Genomic DNA, 12020 nt, shown 5'->3' with positions numbered 1-12020 from the left:
TTGGCTGATGGAGACTCAGGCGTCCTGGGCTGCGGCGTTCAAGCCCAGCTCACCCAGTACGCGACCGCGGGATTCGTCGTCGGCGAGCACGCCTTCGATGGCTTTGCGGAACGCAGGCGCGTTACCCAGCGGGCCTTTGAGGGCCACCAGCGCGTCGCGCAGTTCCATCAGTTTTTTCAGCTCAGGCACTTGCTCGACCAAGCTGGCCGGGTTGAAGTCCTTCATCGAGTTGACGCGCAGTTTCACGGCCAGTTCTTCAGTGTCGCCTTCTTCCTGAAGACGGTTCGGTACGCTCAACGTCAGCTGCAGCTCTTGCTTGGCCAGCACTTCGTCGAAGGTCATCTTGTCGATGCTGATCGGCTTGCGATCTTCGACTTTACGTTCGTCCTTGCGGTGGGTGTAGTCACCGATTGCCAGTAGTTTCAACGGCAGTTCAATCTCTTCCTGAGCACCACCGGTGGCAGGTTTGAAAGTGACGTTGATGCGTTCCTTGGGGGCTACCGAGCCTTCTTTGGCCATGGCTATTCTCCTTGCGGTTGTGGCCCTGGGGCCTATTCGAGTACCACTTCGAGATCGAGGTGGCACAGCCTGCGATAAATCTCTTCCTTGCGTTCACGTACGGCATGGTTCTGCGGTAACAACTCGCAGCAGCTATGCAGTAAATGCAGCACTTCCAGCGCAAGATCGGGCTCCCAGGCGTTCAGGCCTGAGTCCTGTAATGTTTGGTCCAGAGTTTCGAGTTGGGTCTTGGCCAGTTCGTATTTCTTGGCCATGAAGCACAGCCGCGCGAGGGCGAACTGCCAGAAGAATCGGACGCGTCCGCCGTGGGCGCTTTGCAGGCCTTGCTTGAGGATCTGCACGGCGGCCTTGAGGCCGTCCTTGCGCAGGATCGGCAAGACTTCTTCCAGGGCCACTTCCCAGGCCGGCTGGCTGTCGGCGACTTCGACCTTGCGCGGCGCACTGGCGCTTTGCAGGTGCGGCATGACGTGGGCGCTGACCCAGGCGCGCGTGGCCGGATCGGCAAACGGGGCGCCGTCATGGAAGCGCAATTCGATAATGCCGGGCAGGCGTTGAATCAAAAGCGCGAAGTGGATTTCCACTTCGCGCATAGCCATCTCGGCGTTGAGCCCCTGGAGGCACTCCCAAACCATTCGCTGGCCATCGAACCAGAACGGCGCCTTCGCCAGGCTCGCCTCCAGTTCCACCAGCAGGTCAGCGTATTTGGCCTGGTCGTAACGGTCCTGATAGGCCTTGAGCTTGTCGGCTGGCAAACCGCGCAGCACGGTGATCTGCTCGGCGTTGCGCTCGGGCACCGCGTCGATGGGCAACCACAACAGTGTGCGATTGAGGCGCAAGGCGCGCAGGTCGGTGGCTTTCTGCTTGAGCCACCAGGCGCACAACGGACGGGCGCTTTCCTGCTGAGCGCGCAGGGCTTTATGGGCTTCTTTCTCGTTATCGATCGGTGCGCCGGGGGTGAACAGTTGCGTGGCGGCTTGTTTGACCTGAGCCACCGCCGCGCCGACGACGCCAGGTTCCGGCTGATTGTCGGCGGCGCGCTGAACCATGTTTTTCAAGCGGCGGGAGATCGGCAGCAGCAACGGCGCATCGTCGCCCAAGTGCTCGGTGCAAGCGGCATCGAGACCTTCAAGGTGTTCGACCAACCGCCGGAACATCGGCAACTGCTCTTTGATCGCGACGTTTTCGGTCAGCACCTGCTCAAGACGCGGCACCAACCAACTGATGGCAGCGGAGCGGGTGCGGGCCTTGTTCGGGTGGACTTCGGCCCAGTGGCTTTCGCACAGGTAGTGCAGCAAACCGAGGCCGGCCAGCAGCCCTTGAAAGGATTCGCGCTGGTACAGCGCCCAGGTCAGCCAGGCGCCAACCCGCAAATCCTTGGACTGGGTGCGCAGCAGGTTTTCACTGTTTTCGCGGATTTTCAGCCAGTCGATCTGACCGCTTTCGTGCATGGATTGGGCTTTGCCCAGCTCGCTTTCCAGTGCCTCATATTCGCTCGAAAAGCGAACGTCCTCGCCCGCGAAATTCTCTTTGGAAACAAAGGCTTTTGCGAGTTCAAGGTAATGAGCGGAAAGTTTGCTTGAGTAGGACATCCATGGCCTTTAATTAGGATTGCAGTCATACGTCTATTGGAATTCCAACGACGCGAGACAGAATCAAAGAGCTGCGATGAGTCTCATCCAATTGAGTTCGTGCTCTTTCAAGTGCGCGCATCGTAATCACAATGATGGCCACTAGCAAGCATCTGATTAAACAACAAGACGAAGTGTGTTTTTATCTCGTAGGAGATGTCCCTATATGTAGCAGGGGGATCCCTGATATCCGTATAACAATTCATCGCTCGACCTAATGGCCTGAAACCACTGAGATAGAGCCATCAGCCCCTCCACCTTAATAAATGCCGTATTCATTGTCGATTCGCTCCCTGAGGCGGACGCGAATCATGCCAAAAATACAAAATGATGAATGTAGGATCATTCCGAAATGTTACCGATATCCATGAGTTTAACGACGAGCGACAACAGCCAATAAGAAAAGTGCCATCATTGTGATGGCATTTTTATGTTTCAAACAAAGTTCCAAGATGGAACTTTCGGTATCGCGGAAATTTCATACCGGGCTTCAAGACCCCTCCTACATCAATACTTTGGATGCCTTGTTAGCGTGCACGGCATTTTGGCGACCTGCTCGGGCCAAGCACGACTCGGGCATCGCGATTTTTCTCTCTCAGCTTAAGGACGAGCTAAAGAAGCAAAAGGATAAGCGCATGTTCGCATCTGCTAATGCCCCTCAATTCACCCTCGTAATCCCGACGGTGCGCAACGACTTTAAAGTGCTGGCCTTTAAAGGCACTGAAACCATCAGCGCGTTGTACTCAATCAGCGTCGATCTGGTCAGCGAGTACCCGGATATCGATCTGGAGACACTGCTTCACCAACCTGCATTTCTGCAATTCGGCCTGGACGGCGAAGGTATTCACGGACACATCGAAGGTGTGTCCGCAGGTGATGCTGGTAAACGCCTGACCCGCTATCGCGTGAACCTGGTGCCGGCACTGCATTATTTGCAGTTCAGCCAGGATCAGAGAATTTTCCAGGGTCAGACGGTGCCGCAAATCATCGATCAGGTCCTCAAGGGGCACGGCATTCAGGCCGATGCCTTTACCTTCCACGTCAAAACAGGTCCCGCGCGCGAATACTGCACTCAATACCGGGAAAATGATTTGGAGTTCGTCCAGCGGCTCTGCGCCGAGGAAGGCATTACGTGGCATCACCAGCATTCCCTGGAAGGCCATGTGCTGGTGTTTACCGATGACCAGACATACTTCCCCAAACTGGGCGAAACGCCGTATCAGCAAGACTCCGGCATGGTGGCAGAGCATCCGGTCGTCAGCCAGTTTTCCATGGGTTTCAAAACCCGCCCCAGCGTGGTGACCCGCCGTGACTACGACCTGAAACGTCCGAACGCGTTGCTGGAAAGTCGCTTTACTGCTGAGTTCGACCCCAAGCTCGAAGACTATAGTTACCCGCTGCCATTAGAGAGCGAAAAGCGCGGCAAAGAACTTGCCCGGCAGGCACTGGAACGGCACCGAGTCGATTATCAGTTGGCGGAAGGCAAAAGCGACCAGCCCACGCTGCGCAGCGGCCACTTTTTCGACCTGACGAAATGCCCACACGAAACGCACAACGATCTATGGCTGCTGCTAAGCGTGACCCACTCCGGGAAGCAGCCTCAAGTGCTCCAGGAAGTTCGCCACCAGTGCGACCGAACCTGAGGAAGGCTTTGTTCAGGGCTACCGCAACAGCTTCAGTGCAATTCCCTGGGGTGTGTTTTATCGGCCACCGATGCCGGCACCAAGGCTCCTGCTGAATTGCCAGACCGCCCGCGTCACCGGGCCTGTCGGTGAAGAGATTTACTGCGACGAATACGGGCGCGTGAAAGTCAAATTTTTCTGGGACCGGTCTAAACGCAACAACGAAAACAGCAGTTGCTGGCTGCGGGTAGCGTCCAGCTGGGCGGGCGATAACTTTTGCACGGTGATCATTCCGCGTATCGGGATGGAAGTCCTCGTTACCTACATCGAGGGCAATCCCGATAATCCATTGATAACCGGTTGCCTGATCAACAAGGTCACGCCACCGCCCTACTCATTGCCTGAAAATAAAACCAAAACCGTACTTCGAACCCACAGCTCCCCCACTACGGGTGGCTACAACGAACTGTCGATGAAAGATCGCGCTGGCGATGAGTTGATCCACCTGCGTGCTCAGCGGGATATGGAGCAGGAGGTTGGAAACGACAGCCGGCTGGAAGTGGGCAATGAGAGTCGAGTCACCATCAAGGGCGACCGTATTACGGTGCTGGGATCTGAAGAGCACCTCACTATCACGTCGGATCGAAAAATCCGGGTAAGCGGCAACGACTACCTGCATGTCTCTGGCGACAGCCACATAAAATCTGAGAAAACGCTGGTTATCGAAGCCGGTCAGCACATGCACATCAAGGCAGGCGCGCACCTTGTGATAGATGCGGGTGAGAGCCTTTCCATAAAGGTCGGCGATCAACACATCGTGCTCAACTCCGACGGTATTTTCAGTAGTAGCGCGATTGAGGTCGGCGGTTCTCCAGCGCCGGGTACGGCTGCACATACATTACTGCAGGGGGCTGCGGCGGGCTTGTTGGTGTCCGTCGCGCCTGAGCCACCGCCGTCGGAAGAGAGTGAAGTGGATGAGCTGGAGGAAGAGGAGGAAGAAGTCGAAGAGGAAGGGATTACTTTGCGGATTGGCGTGTTTTTTGATGGCACCGGGAATAACCGATCCAACAGTGAAATGGTTACCGGGTGTTATGCGCGGGATGTGAATCTGCTGGAGGAGGCTGAGGATATTCGACAGTTTTGTCAGGCACATGGGTATGACGTTCAGGGGAACACGCCGGACAGCAGTTATGGGAATGACACGAGTAATGTGGCGAAGCTGCATGACTTGTATGGCGATGACAGTAAGCGGTTATTGGCTATTGAAGAAACCATTGGGTACATCCCAATTTATCTGGATGGAATTGGCACCAGCAGTGGTGAAGAAGATTCACCTTTTTCATTGGCAACCGGCGTAGGTCACACGGTGTATTAGCACGGGTTGCGCAGAGTCCAGCGCGTATTCTCGAAAGGGTTGAGCGGTTCAAGCGATCTAATCCTGATCGAAAGGTTGAACGTGTCGAGTTCGATATCTTCGGTTTCAGTCGCGGTGCCGCAGCTGCGCGGCATTTTGCCAATGAAGTCCAGAAAGGAGAGAAGAGTCCATTGGCAGCGCTGCTACCAGGCAATGCGACGTTGTTTACCGAGGACTTTTCCTGGCGCACCAACACCGATGCCTCCATCAACTTTATCGGCATTTTCGACACCGCTGCCGCAATAGGCAGCATGGCTGACGGTGACTTTAGCGTCCACGACGCCAACAACCCCGGTGTTAACTTGTATCTGGCGCCCGATGTGGCAAAAAAGGTCGTGCATTTGGTGGCGCGGGATGAGCGTCGCCATAACTTCTCACTCAATAGCGCCGGCGCTGCTGATATCAAGCTACCCGGCGTCCACTCCGACTTGGGTGGAGGTTATATACCAAATTTCATTGAACGAGTTCTGCTTAGCAAGCCGCGCTGCAGCCGCGATATGGAACTTCACGTGCCTTCCACAGCGTCAACCGCCTATCGTTGGGCTGAGCAAGAGCTAGGTCGCCTTCAGGATCAACTCAATCTGTATGGGGTAACACTGGAGGTGAAAACCTGGGCGGTGGAGATGACTGGCAACGCAAAAGGCGACAGATCCAAATCGAAAAATGCTTATGCCGCGGTCCACAGCGAGCGGACTGTCCGCAACGATCTGGCGTTGGTTTACCTGCGAATCATGCGCGAGTTGGGGGCCAGGCACGACGTCCCGTTCAAGGTTATTGACGAAGAGGATCAAACGTACGCATTACCGACAGAGCTGAAACCGATTGCCAAAAAACTGATGGCTTATGCGTTAGGTGACACTCGCCGCACGAGCCTGAGCCTCGACGAAGAGGAGCTGCTCTACCGCCGCTATATCCATCTGTCTGCGAACTGGAATGCTGCCAAAGGCTGGAACAATAGCGATCTGAACGTCGTGTTTATTGATCGACCTGCCGAAAACTATAAGCGCGTGGTGCATCCCAATGCATAGGTGCTCACCCTTGCTTAAGTCCGGCTTTGCACTGTTTTTTGTGTTGTTGGGAGGATGTGCCTCTTTCGAGAACAGATCACTACCTTATGACGCGTGGAGCCTTGATTTTTTTTCGCCTGACTATATGGAAGTCTGGATCGAAACGGCCAGTGTCGTTGATATCAATGAGCGCGCGTTCCTTCGCGCGGGCAGCGGTATACCGGCTATGGGGTATCCACGCGCAATGAGCAAAGGCGTACCGTCCGAGTTCAGAGGCAAACCAGCTGGATGGCGAGAAGATCCTGGAGGAAAAGGCCGGTATGTCACCGGGGCTGACCTGCCTCGTTTGGTCTATGTACGTTGGCAGTCCATGGCAGAACCGCAGACCTACTGGGCCTACATCGAGATCCCTGAATCTGCGCGGGACACCATGCTCAAGGGTGAAACAGCTTATTGCGGTGCGGTAGGCAAATGGAAAACCGATTACCGAAAGTTTTTGACTATCGGCCTGGCGCCAGGAGGAATCGCCAAGGTGTGGTTGGGAGGGCCTTGTCTTAAATCGACCGAAGTCACCCGAGTCCAAGGCACGATCCATCCCAAAGGCCCCTACGGGGGCACATCCAACGGGAAACACCGCCCGCTTTCAGAAGAATCAAAAGCCTACATCGACAAATTCGGCATCCCGTTCGAAAGCTGGTAAGGAGAGAGAATCAAATGGATTTAAGAACAATATTTTTCGCAGCGCTTGTGTGGCTGCCTTTTGCAAACGCCGCAGAGTCCCGCCCAATAGAGGGGGATTATTATTTGTACGGGGCCATGGAAATGGCCGCTAGGCTGGTTCTTCAAAAGGACGGATCTTTTGCAGCAGCTGCTGCGTACGGGAGTGCCAACGGTGCTGCGAAGGGAACGTGGAGTATCGAGAGCAATACGCTGACGCTAACAAGTGAAGCTGACCCTCATGCAGCTAAAAAACTGGCTTTCGAAATGCCCAGAACAAGGAACCTGGCTGAATTGGAGGAGAGTTATCGAATCCAGCACGGCAATTACGACGAGATCGATAACGACACGGCTAACTACGCACAGACTCACTACATTTTGCAGATGCAATACGACCAGCACCCAAAACCTCCGGCCATCGATCCTGTGTACCTTTATTTTGAGTTTTCCGCAGGCCCCGGGAGCCAGCAGTTATTGGAGTCAAATGAAACAACGGACCTCTGGCTGCCTTACGACCCACAAAGAACGCTGACAAAAATAGGCTTTGGGACCTCCCGTGATTCCGGCCCGACTCAATGGATTGACGTTTCGCCGGATAGCCGCTGGTTCGGTATCGGCTGGAAAAAAGAGAAAAGCCAGCCTATCGCGTTCACCCCGCGTAAAGAAAAGGGACTGGCCGAAATTCAACGTGATCTGAACGATGATGAACAAGGTCGAATTCTGAAGAATTACCTCATCACGGTTTATCCCTTCGATCCAATCAGCACGCCCGCCATAACGCCTGTCGATGTGTACTGGAGATTTGACGACGGCTCTACCAAGCAACAGGTCTGGGCGGATTCGAAGCAAGAGAGATTATCCCTGCCCTACTCTCCCACGAGGACCTTGGAGAAGATCGGCCTGCACACTCAAGGCTCAAAGGACGAAATCGAGTGGATTCCTACCCTGCCTGATATGAGATGGATGCGTGTGGATTGGAAGGATTACGCCGTACCCGCCAATGGTGAGTTGTCTCTTCTGTTTCAGGACCTGCGACTCGCCATCGAGCCTGACTGCCTCGCGGTAGATTTTGGCAACGGCAAAGCATGCTTTCGCCGTCGTTAACATGCTCGGTCTGGTGAGGATTTTCAGGAAGCTCAGGTGTTGCTTCTCCACGGCTTAAACATCGCTCGACAACGACCGTTTAAAACGCCTCAAGGTTACGTCCTGCAAGCTACAACACCTTGCGCTGTTGCCTACGGCTACGCCAGAATCCGCCGGCTTGTGCGCCTTGGGGGCGGTCGGTAACTTGGTTCCTGTCACTGCTCATCAGTGATCGGGTTTAGTCGCTCGCTGGTAATTGAAGTTGCACAAGCTTCTGTCAGACAGGTATTTCCTACCTGCATTTGATGGTGGCTGTGCGTAGGGCACCTTCGGGTGCGCCGGCTTCTTCAATTCCCCGGTCCGACTAACCTGCGTACAGCTGCCACCCCTTCGTTTAGTCGGCGAAGTGTTGTCAGCATCATTCAAGGAATTGAAGATCATGTTCAAGGTCACACCAAACCCGCCGGACACCGACCCAATCTCCCCCTACGAAAGCCCCGATTCAAACAAACTCAACGAAGCCGCCGAGCGCGCCCTCGACCATCACTTCCCGCCAGCCGACCCCACACCACCAAAACGCAACGGCCAGCTCTTCAGCGTCTGCCCGGGTATCAACCCTGAAACCCTTCTCGCCAATGCCTCGGAAGATTTGCTGTCCATCAGCGCCATCGCCGCGAACCTCGCCGACGATGTGGACGGTTCCCGCCGCTCCGTAGCCTTGGCGCTCAGCCGCATGGCTGACGGCGTGCATTTGTTGGTGGAGCGAACGCTGGATTATCTGGATGAGCCCGAGATGGCGGCGATTTTTGCCAAGCAACAAAGCAAAGTCAGCTAATTCACCAAGTCGTAAAGCAACCCCGATGGGTGTGTTCCTCGCCATCGGGGGTTTTCTCGTCAAGGTGCCCAGCACGCGGCTGGGAGCACAAAAACCAAAACATTTACCTTCTCTGTTTCCGGAACACCTGTAGGACGCGTCCGGTTTGGTCTCCTTGGGCTTGAAGTGCCTATCTGCTTCGGTAGTTTGCACAAGCACTCTCAATGTTGAGTCGGTGCGGCACGTCGCTTATGGCAGCGCGCTGACGCTTAGGGCGACCACAGACAGGGAGTTCAACCAGATCATGACTACTCGACGCAATAAAAAATGGACTGTGGCCTTCGGGAGCGTATGGGGGGCCATGATCACACTCCTAGGTAGCGACTCTGTTCGGGCTGAGCCTACTTATACCCCCTCGTCATTCACTGGACACGGGTTGCTCATCACAACGGTCGGACCGTTTATTACGACAACGAACGACATCAAAAAAGGCTTTTCCAAACTCTACATTCAGGCAGTGAAAGACGATGCCGCCGCTTATATCGCTACCGACGGCGATCTTGATGGCCCCATGCTTGAATCTGCATGGCGCGCGCATTTGGAGCAGCACGCTGATCTTCAGCCAAGCAAGAAAGAGTTTGCCCACATGGTATTAGCTACCTATGGATGAACAACCGAGTTTCTGGCAATTGAAAGGAATCACTTAACGCAACGGCCAACTCTTCAGCGTCTGCCCAGGCATTAACACTGAAGCACTGCTCGCCAACGCCTCGGGAGATCTACTGTCCATCAGCGCCATCGCCGACGATGCGACCCTGTAGCAGCCTGCGTTCGGCTGCGTAGAAGTCGTAAACGCTGAGTGCTCGGCGGGTCTGATACACCGCATTGTCTGATTTTACGACTGCTTCGCAGCCGAACGCAGGCTTCGCCACCTGCTACACGGATCGCGTCTTGGCTTAACTGATTGGCGTTACCCTCGCCCCATAAAAAAATGGGCACCCAACCTCGTTGGCGTGCCCATTTTTTATCCCGCTCACCCGCTACGCGGGAAGTCGGTGCGTGTTACGGATTAACGCTGTCTTTCAACGACTTGCCTGGCTTGAACGCAACAGTGTTGCTGGCCTTGATTTTGACGGGCTCACCGGTTTGCGGGTTTTTGCCGGTGCGGGCACCGCGGTGGCGTTGCAGGAAGGTACCGAAGCCCACCAGCGTAACGCTGTCCTTGCGGTGCAGAGCGCCGGTGATTTCTTCGAGAACGGCGTTGAGAACGCGGTTGGCCTGCTCTTTGGTGAGGTCTGCTTTTTCAGCAATTGCTGCGGCGAGTTCTGGTTTACGCATGTTAGTGAAGCCCCTTTGACGGTTTTTTGTTGTTATGTCCGTGCTGTTCTCGTTGGAACAGCGCCCAAAGCGCCGCAGGTGCTCTACTCTGCGGCAGACGGGAGTGAGGATGGCACGCACGGAAGAGCCGCGCCAGTCTCGGCGCGACCTTTGTAAGGGCAAAAGAGGGGTGATTCCGACAGAACGACCGGTATTTACGCCAGCAGTGCCGGAAGCTCTTTGTTCAGGGCCAGTTTTTCCATCACCGCCGCGCCTGTCAGGGCATAACCCAGCAGTTTGCCGCTGGCATCGCGGCACAATACCTTGATGTCCGCGCCCTGTCCTTCGACTGTCCAGACGCCCTCCGAACCCCGTGGTGGCGGTGAAACCACCAAGGGGCAGACCGGCGTTTTAACGGTGATGGGCATCGGGCCATAACTCACCGCCGTCGGGTTTCCGGCGAGGGTTTGGGCCAGCGCTCTCGCACAGCTCATGAGGGGCATGACGTACAACAGATTCAGCCCATCGACTTCGGCGCAGTCGCCCAAGGCATAGATATTGGCGTGGGAGGTTTTCAGCTGACGATCGACCACCACGCCGCGATTGACCTGCACACCGGCCGCAGCCGCCAGGTCGATGCGCGGACGCAGGCCAATGGCCGACACCACCACATCGCAAGGAATCACCTGGCCGTCGGACAGATGCGCCTCCAGTCCATCAACAACTCGCTGCAAGCGATTGAGCACCGGCCCCAAGTGGAAGCGTGCGCCCAGGCTTTCCAGCCCGGCCTGGACCGCAGCGGCTGCCGCCGGGTGCAGCAAGGTCGGCATAACCTGCTCGCACGGTGCAACCAGTTGCACCTCGTAGCCGCCAAGGATCAGGTCGTTGGCGAACTCGCAACCAATCAGGCCGGCGCCGAGCAGCAACACCCGACGTTTGCCGGCCGCCGCGGCGCGAAAGCGCGCGTAGTCTTCCAGATCGTTGATCGGGAAGACTGCGTCAGCCGCATCGCCTTCGATCGGCACTCGCACGGTTTCCGCGCCCCAGGCGAGGATCAGGTCACGGTAAAACACCGCTTCCTCACCGATCCACAAGCGCTTGTGACCAGGGTCGATGCCGCTGATGCGCGTGTGTGTACGCACTTCGGCCTTCAACTGCTCGGCCATGGTGCCGGGTTCGGCCATGCTCAGGCCGTCGGCGTCTTTGTTTTTGCCGAAGCCGGTGGAGAGCATCGGCTTGGAGTAGGAGCGTCCGTCATCTGCAGTAATCAGCAGCAGCGGGGTTTCGCCATCGAGTTTGCGAAACTCCCGGGCCAGGTTGTAGCCAGCCAGCCCGGTACCGACGATCACGACAGGTGCGTTCATTCCTTACTCCTCTAAAAGTCTTAGTTGATTTCGATCATTTCGAAATCCATCTTGCCTACGCCGCAGTCCGGGCACAGCCAGTCTTCCGGCACGTCTTGCCACAGGGTGCCGGCCGCAATGCCGTCATCCGGCCACCCGTCGGCTTCGTTATAAATCAGGCCGCAGACCACACATTGCCACTTTTTCATTCACGTACATCCTCAAGATTCAGGCTTTTGCCGGCGCGAACGGTCGATGGTTGGAGCGCTGCCGTCCGGCTCAGCGCGTTTTGTACTGATCGGGCCCGGCAGATGCAAGCCTGTTCGACGCAATGGCCGGCCGGATCAATCAAAATCGCAGGCTGACATGGTAAGCTCGCTGCCTCATTTGCTGCCAATAATGACTCACTGTGCCGCACTCAAAATCCCCCGCCGCGACCCCGCTTTGGCTCCCTCGAGGCCAACTGACGCCCCTCCCCGACACGTCTACGCTCGACTTGCTGTTCGACGAAGGCTCTCTGACCCGACGGCTGATCCGTTTGTCGAATGACGGCTTC

Annotated in this window: 9 protein-coding genes and 3 pseudogenes; 7 read left to right on the top strand and 5 right to left on the bottom strand. The window is 56.0% G+C overall.

Translation table 11 applies throughout. The features are described from left to right. Positions 1–15 precede the first annotated feature (15 nt). Positions 16–519 carry a type VI secretion system contractile sheath small subunit gene (gene tssB, locus WLY71_RS03800; RefSeq protein WP_046045012.1) on the bottom strand — a complete coding sequence of 168 codons (504 nt, stop codon included), beginning with the start codon at positions 517–519 and terminating at the stop codon, positions 16–18. Between the two features lie 32 nt (positions 520–551). Next, positions 552–2108 (bottom strand): type VI secretion system protein TssA, encoded by a 1557-nt coding sequence (tssA, locus tag WLY71_RS03795; protein WP_347802568.1) that lies wholly within the window; start codon positions 2106–2108, stop codon positions 552–554. Between the two features lie 674 nt (positions 2109–2782). On the opposite strand from tssA, the pseudogene tssI reads away from it, so the two are divergent. From tssI to WLY71_RS31250, 6 genes and pseudogenes are all read left to right on the top strand, one after another. After that, positions 2783–6211, top strand: a pseudogene (gene tssI, locus WLY71_RS03790) (type VI secretion system tip protein TssI/VgrG). Further along, positions 6204–6890 (top strand): DUF2931 family protein, encoded by a 687-nt coding sequence (locus tag WLY71_RS03785; RefSeq protein ID WP_347802567.1) that lies wholly within the window; start codon positions 6204–6206, stop codon positions 6888–6890. The pseudogene tssI and the gene WLY71_RS03785 overlap by 8 nt, the downstream one beginning before the upstream one ends. Positions 6891–6904: 14 nt before the next feature. Then, the gene (locus WLY71_RS03780) at positions 6905–8011 is read left to right on the top strand and encodes a hypothetical protein (RefSeq protein ID WP_347802566.1); all 1107 of its coding nucleotides are present in this window, start codon (positions 6905–6907) and stop codon (positions 8009–8011) included. Positions 8012–8429: 418 nt separating this feature from the next. Then, positions 8430–8825 (top strand): DUF6124 family protein, encoded by a 396-nt coding sequence (locus WLY71_RS03775; protein WP_347802565.1) that lies wholly within the window; start codon positions 8430–8432, stop codon positions 8823–8825. Between the two features lie 283 nt (positions 8826–9108). After that, positions 9109–9474: a DUF2388 domain-containing protein gene (locus tag WLY71_RS03770; RefSeq protein WP_347802564.1), complete on the top strand. Its 366-nt coding sequence runs from the start codon at positions 9109–9111 to the stop codon at positions 9472–9474. Positions 9475–9511: 37 nt separating this feature from the next. Beyond that, positions 9512–9613 (top strand): annotated as a pseudogene (locus WLY71_RS31250) (DUF6124 family protein); the annotation flags it as partial. Between the two features lie 253 nt (positions 9614–9866). Here the strand turns inward: WLY71_RS31250 and WLY71_RS03765 are convergent. From WLY71_RS03765 to WLY71_RS03755, 3 genes are all read right to left on the bottom strand, one after another. Then, on the bottom strand, positions 9867–10142 hold the full coding sequence (locus WLY71_RS03765) for an HU family DNA-binding protein (protein WP_003213368.1): 276 nt from the start codon (positions 10140–10142) through the stop codon (positions 9867–9869). A gap of 194 nt (positions 10143–10336) precedes the next feature. Next, a complete protein-coding gene (locus WLY71_RS03760; RefSeq protein ID WP_347802563.1) occupies positions 10337–11485 on the bottom strand; it encodes an NAD(P)/FAD-dependent oxidoreductase in 1149 nt (382 codons plus the stop codon). 20 nt (positions 11486–11505) lie between these two features. Further along, positions 11506–11673 carry a rubredoxin gene (locus tag WLY71_RS03755; RefSeq protein WP_347802562.1) on the bottom strand — a complete coding sequence of 56 codons (168 nt, stop codon included), beginning with the start codon at positions 11671–11673 and terminating at the stop codon, positions 11506–11508. A 200-nt stretch (positions 11674–11873) separates the two neighbouring features. Between WLY71_RS03755 and WLY71_RS03750 the strand changes: the two are divergent. Then, a pseudogene (locus WLY71_RS03750) lies at positions 11874–12020 on the top strand (chorismate--pyruvate lyase); the annotation flags it as partial.

It is taken from the genome of Pseudomonas rossensis, from assembly GCF_039888995.1.
In the GTDB taxonomy this organism is placed as follows: domain Bacteria; phylum Pseudomonadota; class Gammaproteobacteria; order Pseudomonadales; family Pseudomonadaceae; genus Aquipseudomonas; species Aquipseudomonas rossensis.
This window is presented reverse-complemented; position numbering and strand designations above follow the sequence as displayed.

Excerpts from the sequence above, each read along its gene's own strand:
- tssB (WP_046045012.1), bottom strand. The coding sequence starts at position 519 with ATGGCCAAAGAAGGCTCGGTAGCCCCCAAGGAACGCATCAACGTCACT.
- tssA (WP_347802568.1), bottom strand. The coding sequence starts at position 2,108 with ATGTCCTACTCAAGCAAACTTTCCGCTCATTACCTTGAACTCGCAAAA.
- WLY71_RS03785 (WP_347802567.1), top strand. The coding sequence starts at position 6,204 with ATGCATAGGTGCTCACCCTTGCTTAAGTCCGGCTTTGCACTGTTTTTT.
- WLY71_RS03780 (WP_347802566.1), top strand. The coding sequence starts at position 6,905 with ATGGATTTAAGAACAATATTTTTCGCAGCGCTTGTGTGGCTGCCTTTT.
- WLY71_RS03775 (WP_347802565.1), top strand. The coding sequence starts at position 8,430 with ATGTTCAAGGTCACACCAAACCCGCCGGACACCGACCCAATCTCCCCC.
- WLY71_RS03770 (WP_347802564.1), top strand. The coding sequence starts at position 9,109 with ATGACTACTCGACGCAATAAAAAATGGACTGTGGCCTTCGGGAGCGTA.
- WLY71_RS03765 (WP_003213368.1), bottom strand. The coding sequence starts at position 10,142 with ATGCGTAAACCAGAACTCGCCGCAGCAATTGCTGAAAAAGCAGACCTC.
- WLY71_RS03760 (WP_347802563.1), bottom strand. The coding sequence starts at position 11,485 with ATGAACGCACCTGTCGTGATCGTCGGTACCGGGCTGGCTGGCTACAAC.
- WLY71_RS03755 (WP_347802562.1), bottom strand. The coding sequence starts at position 11,673 with ATGAAAAAGTGGCAATGTGTGGTCTGCGGCCTGATTTATAACGAAGCC.